The 14,672-nt window shown below is 60.5% G+C and carries 22 protein-coding genes; 4 read left to right on the top strand and 18 right to left on the bottom strand.

The annotated features are described in order from the left end of the window. Positions 1-193: 193 nt before the first annotated feature. From AC2CQI_RS00235 to AC2CQI_RS00285, 11 genes are all read right to left on the bottom strand, one after another. Positions 194-451 (bottom strand): hypothetical protein, encoded by a 258-nt coding sequence (locus AC2CQI_RS00235; protein WP_484578727.1) that lies wholly within the window; start codon positions 449-451, stop codon positions 194-196. After that, positions 420-623: a hypothetical protein gene (locus AC2CQI_RS00240; protein ID WP_484578728.1), complete on the bottom strand. Its 204-nt coding sequence runs from the start codon at positions 621-623 to the stop codon at positions 420-422. Before AC2CQI_RS00240 ends, AC2CQI_RS00235 begins: the two co-directional genes overlap by 32 nt. Then, entirely contained in the window at positions 616-1,149 is a 534-nt protein-coding gene (locus tag AC2CQI_RS00245; protein WP_484578729.1) for a hypothetical protein, read from the bottom strand. Before AC2CQI_RS00245 ends, AC2CQI_RS00240 begins: the two co-directional genes overlap by 8 nt. Before the next feature lie 58 nt (positions 1,150-1,207). Then, entirely contained in the window at positions 1,208-2,170 is a 963-nt protein-coding gene (locus AC2CQI_RS00250; protein ID WP_484578730.1) for a hypothetical protein, read from the bottom strand. A 63-nt stretch (positions 2,171-2,233) separates the two neighbouring features. Then, positions 2,234-2,578: a DUF7673 family protein gene (locus AC2CQI_RS00255; protein ID WP_484578731.1), complete on the bottom strand. Its 345-nt coding sequence runs from the start codon at positions 2,576-2,578 to the stop codon at positions 2,234-2,236. A 10-nt stretch (positions 2,579-2,588) separates the two neighbouring features. Then, positions 2,589-2,861 (bottom strand): hypothetical protein, encoded by a 273-nt coding sequence (locus AC2CQI_RS00260; protein WP_484578732.1) that lies wholly within the window; start codon positions 2,859-2,861, stop codon positions 2,589-2,591. A 46-nt stretch (positions 2,862-2,907) separates the two neighbouring features. Continuing rightward, a complete protein-coding gene (locus AC2CQI_RS00265) occupies positions 2,908-5,628 on the bottom strand; it encodes a toprim domain-containing protein (protein ID WP_484580563.1) in 2,721 nt (906 codons plus the stop codon). A gap of 11 nt (positions 5,629-5,639) precedes the next feature. Beyond that, positions 5,640-5,873, bottom strand: coding sequence for a hypothetical protein (locus tag AC2CQI_RS00270; protein WP_484578733.1), 234 nt, complete (start codon positions 5,871-5,873; stop codon positions 5,640-5,642). A 70-nt stretch (positions 5,874-5,943) separates the two neighbouring features. Beyond that, the gene (locus tag AC2CQI_RS00275) at positions 5,944-6,315 is read right to left on the bottom strand and encodes a hypothetical protein (protein WP_484578734.1); all 372 of its coding nucleotides are present in this window, start codon (positions 6,313-6,315) and stop codon (positions 5,944-5,946) included. Next, positions 6,312-6,605, bottom strand: a complete 294-nt coding sequence (locus tag AC2CQI_RS00280; protein ID WP_484578735.1) for an Ogr/Delta-like zinc finger protein — start codon at positions 6,603-6,605, stop codon at positions 6,312-6,314. The genes AC2CQI_RS00275 and AC2CQI_RS00280 overlap by 4 nt, the downstream gene beginning before the upstream one ends. A gap of 2 nt (positions 6,606-6,607) precedes the next feature. Next, positions 6,608-6,799: a hypothetical protein gene (locus AC2CQI_RS00285; protein ID WP_484578736.1), complete on the bottom strand. Its 192-nt coding sequence runs from the start codon at positions 6,797-6,799 to the stop codon at positions 6,608-6,610. Between AC2CQI_RS00285 and AC2CQI_RS00290 the strand changes: the two genes are divergently transcribed. Further along, positions 6,798-7,019, top strand: a complete 222-nt coding sequence (locus tag AC2CQI_RS00290) for a hypothetical protein (RefSeq protein ID WP_484578737.1) — start codon at positions 6,798-6,800, stop codon at positions 7,017-7,019. The two genes, AC2CQI_RS00285 and AC2CQI_RS00290, sit on opposite strands and share 2 nt — an antisense overlap. Positions 7,020-7,035: 16 nt before the next feature. Here AC2CQI_RS00290 and AC2CQI_RS00295 read toward each other — a convergent pair whose 3' ends face one another. Then, on the bottom strand, positions 7,036-7,509 hold the full coding sequence (locus AC2CQI_RS00295; RefSeq protein WP_484578738.1) for a YmfL family putative regulatory protein: 474 nt from the start codon (positions 7,507-7,509) through the stop codon (positions 7,036-7,038). A gap of 29 nt (positions 7,510-7,538) precedes the next feature. After that, entirely contained in the window at positions 7,539-7,751 is a 213-nt protein-coding gene (locus tag AC2CQI_RS00300; RefSeq protein WP_484578739.1) for a DNA-binding protein, read from the bottom strand. A gap of 84 nt (positions 7,752-7,835) precedes the next feature. On the opposite strand from AC2CQI_RS00300, the gene AC2CQI_RS00305 reads away from it, so the two are divergent. The 3 genes from AC2CQI_RS00305 to AC2CQI_RS00315 all read left to right on the top strand — a co-directional run bounded on the left by AC2CQI_RS00305 (position 7,836) and on the right by AC2CQI_RS00315 (position 9,829). Beyond that, positions 7,836-8,159: a helix-turn-helix domain-containing protein gene (locus AC2CQI_RS00305; RefSeq protein ID WP_484578740.1), complete on the top strand. Its 324-nt coding sequence runs from the start codon at positions 7,836-7,838 to the stop codon at positions 8,157-8,159. Positions 8,160-8,195: 36 nt separating this feature from the next. After that, positions 8,196-8,663, top strand: coding sequence for a hypothetical protein (locus tag AC2CQI_RS00310; protein WP_484578741.1), 468 nt, complete (start codon positions 8,196-8,198; stop codon positions 8,661-8,663). Positions 8,664-8,977: 314 nt separating this feature from the next. After that, entirely contained in the window at positions 8,978-9,829 is an 852-nt protein-coding gene (locus AC2CQI_RS00315; RefSeq protein ID WP_484578742.1) for a hypothetical protein, read from the top strand. Here the strand turns inward: AC2CQI_RS00315 and AC2CQI_RS00320 are convergent. From AC2CQI_RS00320 to AC2CQI_RS00340, 5 genes are read right to left on the bottom strand one after another with little or no spacing between them, the layout of a single operon-like run. Continuing rightward, positions 9,805-11,097, bottom strand: a complete 1,293-nt coding sequence (locus tag AC2CQI_RS00320; protein ID WP_484578743.1) for a phage late control D family protein — start codon at positions 11,095-11,097, stop codon at positions 9,805-9,807. The two genes, AC2CQI_RS00315 and AC2CQI_RS00320, sit on opposite strands and share 25 nt — an antisense overlap. After that, positions 11,094-11,537: a phage tail protein gene (locus AC2CQI_RS00325; RefSeq protein WP_484578744.1), complete on the bottom strand. Its 444-nt coding sequence runs from the start codon at positions 11,535-11,537 to the stop codon at positions 11,094-11,096. Before AC2CQI_RS00325 ends, AC2CQI_RS00320 begins: the two co-directional genes overlap by 4 nt. A gap of 6 nt (positions 11,538-11,543) precedes the next feature. Next, the gene (locus AC2CQI_RS00330; RefSeq protein ID WP_484578745.1) at positions 11,544-14,231 is read right to left on the bottom strand and encodes a phage tail tape measure protein; all 2,688 of its coding nucleotides are present in this window, start codon (positions 14,229-14,231) and stop codon (positions 11,544-11,546) included. Beyond that, positions 14,221-14,340 (bottom strand): GpE family phage tail protein, encoded by a 120-nt coding sequence (locus AC2CQI_RS00335; protein ID WP_484578746.1) that lies wholly within the window; start codon positions 14,338-14,340, stop codon positions 14,221-14,223. The genes AC2CQI_RS00330 and AC2CQI_RS00335 overlap by 11 nt, the downstream gene beginning before the upstream one ends. 8 nt (positions 14,341-14,348) lie before the next feature. Next, entirely contained in the window at positions 14,349-14,669 is a 321-nt protein-coding gene (locus AC2CQI_RS00340; protein ID WP_484578747.1) for a phage tail assembly protein, read from the bottom strand. Positions 14,670-14,672: the final 3 nt, after the last annotated feature.

A 14,672-nucleotide genomic window follows, 5' to 3' on the forward strand; every position in this document is an offset into this window, starting at 1 on the left:
CCAGTGTATGGGCCGTTGTGTTGGACGGCCTGTTTGCAGGCCTAGAAGATTGCAGCGGTAGTTCTCGGTGGGGCGATCCGTCTAGCCGTGGCACAAGCCGACGAGACCGGTGATCAGCCACCACAGTTCTTGGGCTGCGAGGAAACCTGCCCCTGCGCTGAAGCCGCACATGATGGCCAGTTTGGCGATCGCCTTAGCGCTCATCGGTGGCTACCTGCTGTTCTCCAGAGTGGGTATAGATCACGGGTCCTTGCGGGCCAAGCAGATCTCGGCTGCGCTCGACGAGCAAAGCAGGGTCTAGCCCCAGCTTTTTGGCCATCCCTTCCGCGGCCTGCAGGGCGCTGGCAGTGTTGCTGGCGGTCAGGCGGTGGCCTTTGACGGTGGCCACGTAGGTACCGGTCGTGTACCGGCAACGGATCTCAACGGCCACGGTATTGACCTCGCTGCTCACGCTTGGCGTCGACATTTGCCATGTAAGCCGTCCATGCGGCCGACTGGGTCTTTTGGCGGATCTTGCTGCATTTCTGGTGGTTGCCCTTGGTGCGCGATCTGTTGCAGATGTCGCAGTGGTTCGGCAGGTCCAGGGAGTGAGTGGCCAGACGTGGCCGGATTTGTTCAGACATTTTCATCCTCCTCGACAACCATAGCTTTCCGGCGCTGCTCGTCATGCTTCAGTTGGGCCCATTCGACCCCCAGGCTCCATGCTTCCTCAAAGCTATTTGCATACACCCATACAGTCCCGATGAACCCCCAACTTTCGCTGAAGGAAGCCTTGCGGTACTCCCGACGAGGAGTACCAAACTGAACCGCTAGTCCGTGATAGCCCGCTTGGTCGGCGATATAGGCGTTCGATACCAGCACTTCCCGCGCATGCTCCCGCTTATCCTCGTCGTCCTCGACCGGCCAACCCTCTTGAGCAAGTATCTCCGCTAACGGCTTGAGTGAGGCGTGCTGGAGAGGTTGCCCCTTCAATGCGTCAAGGAAGTCCTCTAGTGGGTCTTCCAGGACTTGGCTGTCGAGTTCCTCTGTGCCGAGTACTGACGCCATATCAACAACGTGAAGGGTTCTGAGTGAGTTATCGAAAGCCTGCTCTGCCCGTGATGGCGTGGTAGCCTTCTCGGCGCTGACTTCGGGGGTTTGTACTTGCATGGTGCTTCTCCTTGGGGTTGGTCGGTCTTGGAGGGTTGCCGCCCTCCGGGACCATCTTCTATGCCGCCACGTAACCGGCGGCGGTCTTGCTCAGCAGGCCGGCTTCGGCTGCCTTCTGCATCAGCCTGGTGGCTCTGTCGCTGCCTATCCGCAGAACCTTCGCGACCTGACGCACTGCCACCTTCGTTCCTCTTTCCGTGCTGGCTATCAGGTTCAGCAAATCGGACGGAAGCCCGTCGCTTACTGCTCGTGCCTGCTCCGTTTCTCGATGTTCCTGTTGCTGTTCCTCGGCCTGTTCCTGTTCCGCTGCTACTGCTACCGAGGCGCGTTCCTGCGCGGGTGCTGGACGCAGTGCGGAAAGGATCAGGGCCGGCACGATTTCCAGCGCAGCGGCGAAGCCCAGGCAGAGCATGGTGGCCAGTTCGAGCGGTAGGCCCACGGCCTTGGATGGCAAGGCCAGCAGGGCAGTGAGTTCCTGTGACGCCTGGTCCCGGCGTACCTGGGCGCTCTCCCGTTCTGCGTCGAGGCGTGCCAAGGCGGCTGTCTCCAGTTCAAGGGCACGGGAAACCATGCCCCGCTCGCGCAACGAGTTGGCCTGTTGGTGGACGGCGGCCGCATCGCTGTCGAGCTGCTCGATGCGTGCGGCGTCTGCGTCGCGCTGCTCCACCAGGTCGATCTGGCGTTGTTCTTGACGGGCCTGGTACTCGGTGCGGCTGTTGATGATCGAGGACATGAGTCGGTCGTAGGTGGCCCAGCCGGAGACGGCGCCCAGGGCAATTGCGCAGGCCATCATCAGCAGCGCGCAGATGGTTCGGCGCACGACCAGCAGGCCGAGGGCCAGCGGCCAGGCGATGTACTTGAACAGGTCCAAGACCACCGCAGCCGAGGCGAACAGCACGGCGAGCAGGGTATTGTCGATCAGCGCGGCGATGGCCAGAGCCACCGACGTGGCGGTCACGCCCGCCAGTGCGGCGACCATGGCCAGTAAGGACCAGCGGTGGTGGTGTTGTAAGTTGTGCATGGTGCTTCTCCTTGGGGCAGGCCCTGCCGAGTTGCCGCTCGGCGGGGCCTTCTTTTTCGAGGCTTAGCCCCAGGCGCGTTTCAGGTGCGACCAGATTTCGTCGCCGTTCTCGATGTACTCATGCACTTCCTGCTCTGGCCGTCGGTCCAGGCGTAGTACGGCGAGGCAGTCGTCCCAGAGTACGCTGTCGAGCCCACGCAGGTCGGTAAGCGAAAAGGGAAATGCGCTACCGTTGTAGAGGCCCAGCAAGAAGCGCCCGACGATGCGGCTCTGCCCGGTGCAGCGTTGGGCTACGGGTAGCAGTCGCTGGAGGGCTTCAACGCCGGCGGCTCGGACGTATGGGCGCTCTGCCTCCTCAACCGCTGAGCGGTTCAGGTCATCCCGGATACGGTCTTGTGCGGTGCTCATGGTTGTCCCCTTAGTTCGCCACGACGGCGTGGATGGTCAGGTGGCCCGGCATACGGTTCTGCAAGGCCTGCAAGCGTGCGATTTGTTCTTCGCTGCATTCGTCTACGCAGATGACATTGGCGCCCCGATCAGCCAGCCGACGTACCGCGCGCTCCAGGGCGACCGTAGTGCACTGGCGGCCTACTAGAATCTGGCGCTCACTTTGTCCGTCGGCCTTGGCGAGCTTGCGCAGTCGGATGGTTTTGCCGGTGGCGGGTGCGCCGCGTTCTACTTTCAGTTGCATGGTGCTTCTCCTTGGGTTGATGCCGGCGTTGCCGCGCCGGCCTGGTTCAGCCGGCCTTGAAGGTCCAGCACTTGACGGTGGTCGGCCGCAGGTTCGCGGCCGTTGTACGGGTGTTGAATACAGCGCGCACGGCGCTGTCGACGGCACGGTTGGCGTCGATGAACGGGCGCGATTTGCTGTTGCGCAGCAGCGTGCGCAGGGTCGATACGTCGGCCAGCTTTTGCTTGTGCTCGGCCGCGCGTTCACAGAGTTCGTTGAGGTGGACGGCGATCAGCTCGGGGTTCTTGCTGTGGTTCACCACAGGCTCATCGCTGAGCGACTGCAGGTAGTCGAACACTTCCCAGAACTCGGCGACTTCCTTCGGATCGGAGTTCACCGCGTGCTGGCGGGCAACGGCCATGCAGCGCAGTTCGCGCAAGGTGCCTTCGTGCTGGCGATCGGTCATCGGCACGACCAGGCGCAGCGCGTCGACCAGGGCCATCATCTGCGCGTGGTTCTTGATGATCCGTTCGATGCGGATCTCCCGCAGCTCGCGCAGCGCCTTCTCGTGCACCTTCACTTGGGCACGGAATGTCTCCATGACCTTCTGCTCGGCCTTGGCAGCCATCAGCAGGAAGTGGCTCACTTCGCTGGCCTGCAGGTGGTTGAGGTTGTCGGCCGCTGCTCGGCTATCGTCGGTGACCTCCGGCCTCACGAAGTGCAGCTTCACGATCCTGGTGAGGATCGCTTCCGAGGCCACGACAGAGGCGTTCTGGCTGAACACCAGGGCGGAGCGGAAGGGCGGGGCGTTTGTGTCGTTGCCGCCGTTCTTCACGCCGGTCAGGCCCAGGCCGCGGCCGTTGTACAGTGGCTTGAACTGGTCGAAGTCGAACGACTTGGCGTGGCCGGTCTCCGCATCGCTGCGGTCCGCCTCCAGCATGACCACGGGCATCCCGGAGGTCTGGCTCAGCCAGCGGCGCAGGCCTGCCTTGGTCATCTTGATCGGGTCGTCGCCTTCCTCGTCCTGCCGGCCGAGCAGTTTCCACAGGAACATCAGCAAGGTGGACTTGCCGGCGCCGGCCTCGCCGGTCACCTCCAGGAACGGGAAGGACTGGAACTCCGCACGGATCTGCTCCGCGAACAGCGAGCCGAACCAGTACGCGAGGGCGATCACGCCCTGGGTGTGGAAACAGGTCCACAGCCATTTGAACCAGTCTGGCTTGTACGCCGATGCGTCCTGGTTGATCTCCATCCGGATCGACTTCTGCAGTGACTTGAGGCGCAGACCCTTGAACTCGAAGTAGTCCTCGGCGTTGGCCTTCTCCAGCAAACCGCCGCGAACGGCCAGATCACCGAACACGTAGCAGCCGTGTTCCTTGCTGTAGCCGATGTAGTCGATGGTCTTGACGGTTTTCAGCCCGAAGAGCTGCTGCTGCATGATCCGATCGAGCTGGGAGCCGCTGCCGGTGAAGACCGCGCCGGCAGCCATGCCCAGAAGCCGCTTCTTGAATTCACTGGCAGCCGCGACCTGGCCACCGGTGAAGGTGTTCAGCACGCTCGGTTCGTCGTGCGGGAAGTCGACGCGGAAGTAGTACCAGGACTCGTCCGTTACTTCGTTGCGCTGGAAGTACAGGGCCTCCGGGTAGCAGTTGGCGATCTCGACCACCATGCCGCACTGGCGCATGGCCTTGTCGCGGAGTTGGCGGTCGTTAAGCAGCTGGTTCTCGTGGCTCTCCGACTCCTTCAGTTGCTGGATGGCCTTTGTCAGCTTCTCGACATCCATCTTGAACCAGTAGAGGCGGTTTTCGAACGAGAAGTGAAACTCATAGCGCTCGCGCCATTCGTACATCAGCACGCCTTTCTCCGCGGCACTGTCGGCCAGCAGCAGGCTGCCGTGATAACGGGCGCTGCGGAGGTCTTTGTCGATCTGCTCTTGGCGTTTCTCGGCCTCGAGGAAGTGCCAGCGCTGGTGCAGGTCGTTCCAATCGACCTTGCGCCCCTGCTGCGGGATCTGTGCCGCCTCGCAGACGTAGCCCAGCTCGCGAGCCATAGCGGCATGCTTGCGGGTGTAGCGATGGGCGTGTGGCTCATTATCCAGCGCCCAAATCAGGCGTGGCAGTTTCTGGCCGGCCTCGGTGCGCTGCTGGGCCAGCACCTTGAGCGACTCGAATGGAAACGCGCCCGAACTCATGGCGGAAACGGCATCGATGGCGTTGTGCACCAGAGCCGTGGCGTCGAAGATGCCCTCGACGATCCACAGCTCCTCCACCTTGGTCAGATCGACGCAAGGCGGGCACCACCAGTACCCACGCGGCGATTGACCCGGCGCGAAGCGGGCCTTCTTCTTGCCGAAGCGGTGCGGCTGATCGATCAGCCGCTCCCAGTATTCGCCGTGTTCAAGCTTGAAGCGGACCGTAGCACTGCCGATTTCGAGGTTCCGGTCCCAGTAGCTGTCCTGGCTGTACCAGCCTTTGACGATGCCCAGGTCGAAGCCGCGAGCGAACTGCATGTAGGCGTCAGCCGATGCACGCGGGGCGTCCTGGGTCTTCGGGTAGCGCTTGCTGTAGTCGTCGAACAGGTCCTCGTACAGCTCTTTGACGTGCCACTGATCGCCGCACTTCCCACGGCCACACTTGATGAACCAGGGCTCGTCCTGCCGTGAGTAGAGTTCCAGCTTCCCGCAGCTCGGGCACTTGCCCTTGCGCAGGTAGTCGGTCTTGGTGATCGGCTTGAGGCCATAGTCATCCTGCAGGCGGCGCAGAACCTCTGCGCGCAAGCTGTGTTCCATCAGCTGGCGTTTCACTTGCTGCGCTCCGCCAGGCACTTCTCCAGCTCGCGCCGCGTCCGGGAGATTCCGGCCAGGTGCGGCACGTCCCGCATCACGTGCGGGGCACGCTCGCCACACGGCACATTGCGGTACCGGTCGGAGTACCAGACGTCGGCCATGGTGGTGCTGTACTGGCTGTTGAGCCATTGCAGGTAGTGCTTTGCCTGCTCCTGGCTCAGCTCCAGCTGAATGTTGATGTTGGTCATGTCGGCCACCAATTGAGTGCAGTTTCCCCTTACCCACGCGGCTGCGGGCATGGCTCAGGGGGAGTTCGGGTTACTTCGAGGTGTTGCGTGGGGTCAGCAGTCGCACCGGCAGGAAGCGGGCGGGCACTGGGTGCCGCTGCTGGGTTTGTGTGTCCAGGAACCACAGCGTCGGTCGGTACGCGCCGCTGGCCGGGTGCACGCCAAGCAGCGCGAGGCGCTTGGTGGTCATACCCTCGAACTCGTTAACCGCCAGCTCGGCGATGCGTTGCACCAGGTGTGGCTGCACTTCCAGCGACTGGGTCAGGTAGCGCTTGCAGTTCTCCAGTACCTGGTGGTCACCGGTCAGGTGTTCGCCCCGGTGGCGGAGCAGGAACGCGACAGCGGCCTCCTGCATTGCGGCGCGGTAGTCGGTAGCGGGGTTGTTGGTGAGTGCTGCGTTCATGCGGGTACGACCTCCATATCCAATTGATCAAGCAGATCCGGGTGATCGTCGGCGCGTTTCATCGCCTGACGCCTCATAGCAATGGGCGCCACCGGCAGCTTGACCGTGGGGTTCGGCATACCGCTGGGGCTCATTTCGTGGGTCATTTCGAACGAGGCGCGCACGGCCCAGCCGCAGGCTTCGTTCACACACTGCAGATACGCAACGCGCAGGAAGATGTGGCTGCCATCGCTTGTACGGATACGCATCTTGGCCCTGCAGTGGGGGCAGACGAGTTTGTAGGTGCTCATGCTCAGATCAGCTCGGCCACTTCGAAAGCGATGTTCAATGGCGTGATGACATCGTCGATTCCCATGCGGATATCCGACCCGGCCATGCTGTCGTTGGCCGTGGTGACTGTTTCCTTTAGGGTGTCCAGGCGCTGCTGGGCTTTCGCCAGCATTTCGAGCAAAACCTCACGTTTGTTTTCAAGGAGATCATTCATGGCTATTCACTCAAAAGCTGAAGTTGAAAGGATGGCTCGACGCTTGGCTGAGCGGTACGAGACCCTGATAAAGGTCATGGAGGGTGTCCGTGAAACAACGCACACAACTGCCACCGGAACTGTTCCTGGAGTCGTTGTGCGTTCTGAGGACATCAGATACGCAGTCGACGACGTAGCGACGGGACTCAGGGAGATCAAATCCCGGCTGGGCAAGGGCTGAGCCCTGCTAACCCCGTTCATCCCCTTTCAGCTCTGCTGTGGAGCTGAATCGTCGCTATTACTTCCGCAGAGCGTGCAGCCATGTAACGGGTGTGCGCTTCCATAATGATCTGGGCCTCCGCTTCCTCGATCACCCCGTCCTCCAGCGATTTGGCGATGATCTGGTCGACCATTCCGCGCTTGGCGTCGGTCTTTACCGAACGGCGGTACAGCTCGACATTGTCCAGGTCCTCGGGCTTCACCAGCGGCACGAACATACCTCCGTACATCTTGGCGATGAACTCCGGCAGATGGGTTGTGCCTGCATCGCTTTCCAGCAGGTGGATCTGGTCGTAGGTCAAAGGCCGGCTGCCGGCGTTCTCGTACACACGGTTGTCGAACTGCTTTAGCTCGTAGCCCAGCCGCGGTGCTGCGCACTCACGACCGCCGGGGTAGGCGCATACAACGGCGCTGACGACCTGGCGCAGGGTCTCTAGAACGGGACGTTTCATGTTCTCGTTTCCTCCATGAACCCTGTGGTCTAGTTTGCCGCTTCGGTTTGCTTGATCCCGAGCAGCACGGCTGCTCGGTGGGATTCCCCACGGAGGCATTTCTTCTGCCCGTTGAGAACGGCATAGACGGTGGAGGGGGTCAGGTCGTGCTGGACCGCCCAGTCCTTTGCCGAGATTCCTTGTTGCGCCAAGCGGGCGCGGGCTTCCTGGCAGGCTTGCTCAGTGGGGTAGGTGTTCGGCATAGTTTCGTTCGTGTGGTTTCGTGTGATTGCTGATGCAGATTATTCAACGTTCGTTGAATCGTCAAGGACTGGAGTTCCGTTTTGTTGAATATCGGCGAAAGGCTGAGAGAAGAACGTGTCCGCCTTGGCTACAACCAGGCGGACTTTGCTGCGATAGCTGGCGTAGCCAAAACCTCGCAGTTTAATTACGAGAAGGGTGATCGCTGCCCTGACGCGCTTTACCTCGCAGCGATGGCTGAGAAGGGTGTCGACGTCCTTTACGTTGTGACCGGTCATCGAGCCCCATCAGCTGGCGAAGGCTTCACAGCGCAAGAGGTGGAGTTGGTAAACCGTTACCGGCAAATGGCTGCGGAAGGTAAAGCCACGCTGGATAGCGTCAGCGAAGCACTTGCCACCTTTAAAGCATGAGCAGCAGCTGTTGCTGCGATTACAGGGAGTAAACGCTTGAAAGCCATCGGAAGGTTTGTAGGAAAGGTCTTCGCCATCGCCGCTCTGGTAATGGCATCGAGTGGCACCTGGGCGACCGAGCTCCGCGATAAGGCGGAGCGGATCTTTTCTCCGTCCGTTCTTCAGTCAGTGACTGAGTCCGGTGAGAGTGGGGAGTTGGCATTCCAAGTGCCAGAGCGGATGCCCGATTACTTTGAGTCGGGCGACAAGGCCAACAAGGTCTTCGCGATCGAGTCTGTCCGCCTATTCCGTGACGCGCCTGGATTGGAGCGCTTGACGTTGAAAGTACCTAATGGAGGTGCGGTGCAGACCATGACCGTCTCTCGGTCAGACATTGAGAACTACTACGGTATTGACCTCTCTGCGATGAACGGGAATCCAAGCGCATGGCGTGATGAATTCATCCAGCGGTATGACACCAAGCAGTCCAGGGCGGACTTTGTTAAACGCTTTGTGAGCAAATAATAAAAAAGCTCCAGCTCGCGATTTTGGGCTGGTGGCACGCGACATCATGCAGAGAATAGGTCACTCCCCGAGCGTTTAGTACGGCGCCATGAAGGTGCCGAGCGCTCGGTTAAGGAGTTGTTCGATGCTTAGAGTCAAGCTGACCAAAATCAAGGATCTGGTTAAATTAATCCGTCTGTTTTTGAGTTGTGATCAAAATCAGCAGCAGTCAGTAATTATGATTCTAATGGCGTTTGAGCGAAAAAACTCGCGCTAAAAAATGAGATCCCCAGCGTTGCTGGGGATTTTTTGTAATCTCAAAAATGGATTTAATTATGAATCATCAGCACCTGGCTCAAACTGTAATCTTCAAGGTGGCATTGTATGTGCCGTTGCTGTTGGGCGCTTGCCTCATGGTTCTAATCTATCGCGCTGAGAGCAGTTTAACGTTCTGTATGACTTCGGATTGCGTGGAAACTTTTCTTAAAACATACAAGCTTCCCATTGCTGTTGCCGGTCTCTCTCTACCCCTGATTGCCATGGTCGCGGCAATACAGAGGTCAATGGAAGCGTCGTTGCAAATTGGAATTATGAATAAACAATATGCCGAGGCAATAAAAAATAATCGCTTCGGTAACTACCTTAAGCACCGAGAAAGCTTTGAAAAGATTGTTACAAACGCTTGCCAGGAAATAACCGGAAAAGCCGTTTCTGTGACATCCGTGGTCGTGGCTGAGCTTTACAGCATAGTGTTTCCAAAGAGCGGAGCGGTAAACGAAGATTGGCATGGGCAGCACTGCGATGAATGGCTTTCTCGAATGGAAAAATGTGCAAATATCCTGATTGAAGAAATGGGGAAGGATGAAAAAACATTTGATGTTAATCGGTACCTCATGTCAGCGGGTATTTTCATTAAGGGTATGAAATTGAATTTTGACCCTTTTTGGACTGTTTTGGTAAATCCTGGTCATGAGAAGTTGGAAATTCGCTATCTTGTGCCGGGATACCCGAAGAGTTCGGACTCTATTGCTTACGGGGTCTTCGATTCTTTTTCTGTGTTTATCGCAGTTCGTGGTTTCTTGGGCATCCATGACTCTGGTAAGTTCAAGGCTGGAAGGCATGTCAATAATATTCGCTCCCTTCTAGAGAAAAACGCTGATGCCTATGAGGCGGATAAAGTCGAATAATTGCTATCTTGCTCTTTGACTCTGCTCCACGCTTTTTCTGCAGTGATTCTTGCAGACCTCTCAGAATCAAAAACGCGACTGATCCGTTTCGGCTTGGTCGCATCCCCTACTACCAATGCGACTTCCTTTCCTGTGGCCTTGTCGTTATAGAACGCTACAACGCCCGTGTACTTCCCGTCTTTTGGCTCGTCGTAGAGCCCTTGGACACTGTCGTCCGGCAGCTTGCTTTCCAACTCCAGGCTCATGGTGTAGCCGGCATCGGCCGTGAGGCTGTGTTGCACATTTCCTCCGTACCACGTAATGGCTTCGATCTCCGCCTTGATGCCCCGCAATGTGTATGTCAGCTCTGGAATCAACTCCGGCCGGCCCTTGGCCAGGTTGTAGCTGAGCGTCGCACTCCCGCGCTCCAGGCGGTTCAGTTCCGATCGAGCCGCCCGCAGCGCTGATTCCCGGTCGCTGTACGTGTGTCGCAAGTCCTTCAGCTTGTCACCGGTGCCGGCTATCGCTTCCTGTTTCTTTGTACTGCCCACGTCGTAGTAGTAGGCCTTGGCCCCGGTGAAGCTGTCCCGATCTGCCTGTAGGAAGCGGTGGCCATCGCCGTCCTGGCGGGTGAGCGTGATGTGCGGCAGCGCGGCGCCGCTGGCGGTCTTGCCCCCGCCGGCCGGCAGGCAGACCAGGCACCCGGCCTTGACGCTCGTGACAGCGTCGTAGGTCTGACCCAGGCGGGTCAGCAGGTTGGCGTCGGACTCGTTCGCTTGATCCAGGTGCTTGATCGCCTGCTCCATCATTGCCGGCGCGATGCTGGTCTTCAGACCGTTGCCGGCGGCGATATCGCCAAGGACCTGGCCAAGGGTGGTGCCGCTCCAGCTGCGTTCGCGCTTGGTCTTGAGCCCGCCGCGCAGATCCGCCGACCGGGCGCGGATGCTGAGCACGTCCGGCGCCCCGCTGTGCTCCGTCTCGTCCACGGTGTAGGTGCCTTTGTCGACCAGGCCGGTGTCGCTCCAGCCCAGCCAGAGCCGGATCGTGGCGCCCTTGGGCGGGATGGCCAGCAGGCCGTCGTGGTCGCTGAGGGAAATGCTGAGCTGGTCGGCCTCGATCCCGCGGTTGTCGGTGAGCTGCAAGCTGATCAGCCGCGGCGCGATCATGCGTGCGATGTCCTTACCGTCCACCGTCAGGCGAAAGCCCGGTACCGAGTAGCTGCCATCACGGCGCAGGCTCTCGCTTACGTCCCGGAGGTATGCGGCGTACTGATCTTGTTCCGTGGTCATCGAATCAGCGTCCTGAGAATGTTGGAGTTGCTCCGGTCCCGGGCCCCGACAAGGTCAGATCGGCCGTCGTCGACGCGCTTGAGCGACAGGTTGAATTCGATTCGGCGCGGCGTGCCGTCTTGAAAGAACACAGACTGGGTCTCGCTGAGGCTCTCGATCACGTACAGCCCGTAGACCCTCCCTGTGCCCTCGACCAGTGGCCATGACTTGCCGGTGTTGCCCATGGCGCGTAGCTCATCGAGGCTGATCACGTCGCCGGCCAGCTCGGGCAGCAGGATGCCCGGCAGCGTGATGCTCTCGTCGCCGCGGCCGGTGTACTGCAGCGCCGGCTGTGCGTTGATCCGGTTGCTCGAGGCGTGGCGCCAGTTGGTCTGGCGCTGCAGCTCCTGGTACGCGAGGGTACTGAGGCTGAAAACGAACATGCCCAGGGCGAGCATCATGGCGGGTTACTCCGAATCGGAAAGGCGGCTGCGCTGGCGTGCGGACTTCTCGCGGTCGCGGCGGTCCAGCTCGGCGCTGACTGCGCGGGCGATTGCTTGTGGGTCCATGCCTGGCGTCGGCTGGATGTTGATGTTGATCACGTCGTGGCTGTCGTAGCTCGCTGCCGGCGCCGAAGCGATCGGCGGGCGGTCGTCGATCGCTACGCCCGACGCGGCAGTCAGTGCCATTCCGGGCCGATTTCCCTGGCGCTGGGCTCCGACCAGGTCAGCAGCAGCACGGACTGGTGAGTCTTGGCCGAGGCCCGGTACCGGCGGTTTGATATCGATTCCTGTGGCCGTCAGCTGCGTGCTGATCCTGTTCATTGCATCGAGCGGCAACTTGGCGCCGGCATCGAGGCCTTGGGCGAGGCCCTCAGTTGTGAAGCCGCCCAGTTCAGCAAAGACGCGCGACGGGCTGTGGATGCCCAGCTTTTCTTTGAACCATCCGATTGTGCCGTCGCCCAGGCCGGCGACAGCGTCCTTCACTCTGCGCAGCCCAGCCGTCAGCCCATTGACTAGGCCTTCCACGATCATGCCGCCGAACTCGGTGAACCGCATCGGCAGGTCAAGCCCTAGGTAATTGAGCACACCGGCGAACGCTTGATACATCAGCCCCATCGGGTTGAAGTTGATCAGCACGCCAAGGATGCCCGTGATGCCGCCGCTGAAGCCCGCCTTGATCTCGGCCCAGGCGTTGACGAAGTAGGCCTTCACGGCGTCCCAGTTCTGATAGATCAGGTACGCGGCGCCGGCCAGCGCCACGACAACAGCGGCGATCGCCAGGGCGACCGGGTTCATCGCTAGCCCCCACAGGGCCGTGCTGACAACCCGAATCGCGGTCAACAGCCCGCCTTTCATTACGCCGGCCAGTTTGCCGAGGCCGGGCGCCATGCCGGCGCTCTGTACCCCGAACATGGCCATGCCATAGCGGACCATTGCAAACGGGCCGAGCATGCTGGCCAGCGCAACTGTCAGCGCGCCCATGCCGCCGATCAGCACCGCGATGGCCGCGGCGCCCTTTGCGATGGCGCCGGCAAGTTCTGGATTCGCCTGGATCCAGGTGCGCAGGCTTCCCAGTACCTCGGTGACGCTCTGTACCAGGTCGCGCAACACGCCGTTCTCGCCCTCCATGAGTGCCCCAAGCAAGGCTCCCCATGCCCCGGTCAGTTTGTCGATATCGCCGCCAAGGTTGTTTCGAAGGGAGTCGCCCAACTTGTCGGACGCCCCAGTGAAGTCGCCCAGACCTTGAGTGGCGCCGGTCAGCTTCTTCAGGAACTCCGGTATTTGGTCGATCGACAGATCTTCGATCGGCGTACCGAATAGGGCGATGGCCGCGTTGGCTCGTTCGGCTGGATCCTTGATACGGAGCAGTGCCGTTGCAGTTTTTTCCATCGCCTGTTTTGCGTCCGGGCCACCCTTTGCGATTGCTGAAGACATCTTCTCCGCGTTGAGTCCGATCGACTTGTAGGCCTCGACACTCGACTTCGACATGTCCGAGCCACGGATCGAAAACTCTTTGATCGCGTCGCCCGTCTTGTCCAGTGCGAACTTGCCCTGTTTCGACATGTCAACGAGCAACGCTATCGCCTCGCTGCCGGAGAAACCCATGTTCCGGAAGTGCGTCGAGTACTCATGCAGAATTTCCGGGATCTCACCGCGCATGGCCATGGGCACCTTCTGCAAACCGGCAGTGACCATGTCGAACGCCTGGTTGCTGTCCTTCGCGAGCTTGTTCTGCATCATGATGCCAACCATCTGCATGGCTTCGACTACGTCGATACCCATGGTCTTGGCCAGGTTGAGCGCCTTGCGTGCAGCACTGTCCAGCTCTTTATCCGCCACTGGACCCAGGGCGCCCAGAGTGCTCTTCGCAGCGCTGACAGCAGTGCTGATCTCCCCGATCTCGGTTGCCACTCCGTCGGTTCGGATATTGCGAATCAGGGTTTCATACTGGCCGGCACGGTCTGCGGACTCTCCGTTCTGCGCAGCGATCATCGAGCCTTGCTGTTGCACTTCCAGCTGTGGCGCGACCAGGCTGGCCCCGGTCACGGCCATTCCGGCAGCGGTCGCCACGCCGGCGGCGCCGGTGGTCGCCATGTTGCTGGATCGGGCCTGGGCTTTCTCCAGCTTTGCCTTGGCCTCCGCAGCTCTGCGCTGAGTGGCCGCCAGGCGCTTGAGCCGTTCTTCCTGCTGGGCGATTGTCTGGTTGGTTCGTGCCAGCTCTTGCCGAAGGTTGCCGGCGTGCTGGTTGAGCTGGCGGGTGTTGATGCCGGCGTCGCTGAGCCGGCGCTGCAAGCCCCGGAGAGCGTCCTGCTCCTCCTGGTGCTTGCGCTTGAGATCGTTGGCTGCGCGGATCGCCGCCTGGAACTCGGTGTTCATCTGCTTGGTGGGGTTCGACGTGGCCGACATCTGTTGGCCCATCTGCCGGACCTTGGCGCGGGCTTCATCCAAGGCCTTGGCAGTTTCGCGTGCCTGGGCGTGCTGCTGCCGCCATCCGGTGACGTCGCGCTGCTGGCCGTTCAGCTCCTTCAGCCGCTCGCGAGCGGCCTTGAGGCCCTGGGCAGTTTCCGTACTGCCCTGGTTGATCTGCCGCAGAGGGCCGGTGGCACGGTTGATCGCATCGAGCACGACCCTCAAGCGCAGGTCATTTGCCATTGCTGCTACTCCGGACGCGAGCCCGCTCGCGCCAGTCCATCAGTTCCTTCAGCGAGAACCGGTCCATATCGGCCGGCGCCCAGTGGAAAATCACAGCCACATCGGCCATGCAGTCTTCTACGCAACGAGCGATGCGTCCTTCTTCGTCCGCTTCTGCACCAAAAAATCGATGACCTTCGTCCCGATCTCGACCAGGTCGGCCGGTTCCAGCTTCGCGACTTCCTGCTCGTTCAGCTCGGTGATCCGTGGAATCAGCTTGATGAGGCTGGCGACGTCCAGCTGCAGCAGTTCGGAGAGGTGCAGGCCACGCAGTTCACCCGACGACGGCTTGCGCACAGTGACCTGTGCGATTTCGGTGTTGCCGCGTTTCACTGGTGTGTCCAGCACTGCGACGTTGTCGGGAATGGCGAGAGGCTGGACTTCGGTGGTTTCTTTCATGTG

It is taken from the genome of Pseudomonas sp. P2S-1 (assembly GCF_057197725.1).

What these genes read in the sequence shown, in the direction of transcription:
- AC2CQI_RS00330 (WP_484578745.1), bottom strand. Translation starts at nt 14,231, where the DNA reads ATGGCAAATGACCTGCGCTTGAGGGTCGTGCTCGATGCGATCAACCGT.
- AC2CQI_RS00325 (WP_484578744.1), bottom strand. Translation starts at nt 11,537, where the DNA reads ATGATGCTCGCCCTGGGCATGTTCGTTTTCAGCCTCAGTACCCTCGCG.
- AC2CQI_RS00320 (WP_484578743.1), bottom strand. Translation starts at nt 11,097, where the DNA reads ATGACCACGGAACAAGATCAGTACGCCGCATACCTCCGGGACGTAAGC.
- AC2CQI_RS00290 (WP_484578737.1), top strand. Translation starts at nt 6,798, where the DNA reads ATGGCTATTCACTCAAAAGCTGAAGTTGAAAGGATGGCTCGACGCTTG.
- AC2CQI_RS00270 (WP_484578733.1), bottom strand. Translation starts at nt 5,873, where the DNA reads ATGACCAACATCAACATTCAGCTGGAGCTGAGCCAGGAGCAGGCAAAG.
- AC2CQI_RS00295 (WP_484578738.1), bottom strand. Translation starts at nt 7,509, where the DNA reads ATGAAACGTCCCGTTCTAGAGACCCTGCGCCAGGTCGTCAGCGCCGTT.
- AC2CQI_RS00240 (WP_484578728.1), bottom strand. Translation starts at nt 623, where the DNA reads ATGTCTGAACAAATCCGGCCACGTCTGGCCACTCACTCCCTGGACCTG.
- AC2CQI_RS00255 (WP_484578731.1), bottom strand. Translation starts at nt 2,578, where the DNA reads ATGAGCACCGCACAAGACCGTATCCGGGATGACCTGAACCGCTCAGCG.
- AC2CQI_RS00275 (WP_484578734.1), bottom strand. Translation starts at nt 6,315, where the DNA reads ATGAACGCAGCACTCACCAACAACCCCGCTACCGACTACCGCGCCGCA.
- AC2CQI_RS00280 (WP_484578735.1), bottom strand. Translation starts at nt 6,605, where the DNA reads ATGAGCACCTACAAACTCGTCTGCCCCCACTGCAGGGCCAAGATGCGT.
- AC2CQI_RS00260 (WP_484578732.1), bottom strand. Translation starts at nt 2,861, where the DNA reads ATGCAACTGAAAGTAGAACGCGGCGCACCCGCCACCGGCAAAACCATC.
- AC2CQI_RS00300 (WP_484578739.1), bottom strand. Translation starts at nt 7,751, where the DNA reads ATGCCGAACACCTACCCCACTGAGCAAGCCTGCCAGGAAGCCCGCGCC.
- AC2CQI_RS00285 (WP_484578736.1), bottom strand. Translation starts at nt 6,799, where the DNA reads ATGAATGATCTCCTTGAAAACAAACGTGAGGTTTTGCTCGAAATGCTG.
- AC2CQI_RS00340 (WP_484578747.1), bottom strand. Translation starts at nt 14,669, where the DNA reads ATGAAAGAAACCACCGAAGTCCAGCCTCTCGCCATTCCCGACAACGTC.
- AC2CQI_RS00250 (WP_484578730.1), bottom strand. Translation starts at nt 2,170, where the DNA reads ATGCACAACTTACAACACCACCACCGCTGGTCCTTACTGGCCATGGTC.
- AC2CQI_RS00245 (WP_484578729.1), bottom strand. Translation starts at nt 1,149, where the DNA reads ATGCAAGTACAAACCCCCGAAGTCAGCGCCGAGAAGGCTACCACGCCA.
- AC2CQI_RS00335 (WP_484578746.1), bottom strand. Translation starts at nt 14,340, where the DNA reads ATGGCCGATGTGGCTGTGATTTTCCACTGGGCGCCGGCCGATATGGAC.
- AC2CQI_RS00315 (WP_484578742.1), top strand. Translation starts at nt 8,978, where the DNA reads ATGAATCATCAGCACCTGGCTCAAACTGTAATCTTCAAGGTGGCATTG.
- AC2CQI_RS00265 (WP_484580563.1), bottom strand. Translation starts at nt 5,628, where the DNA reads ATGGAACACAGCTTGCGCGCAGAGGTTCTGCGCCGCCTGCAGGATGAC.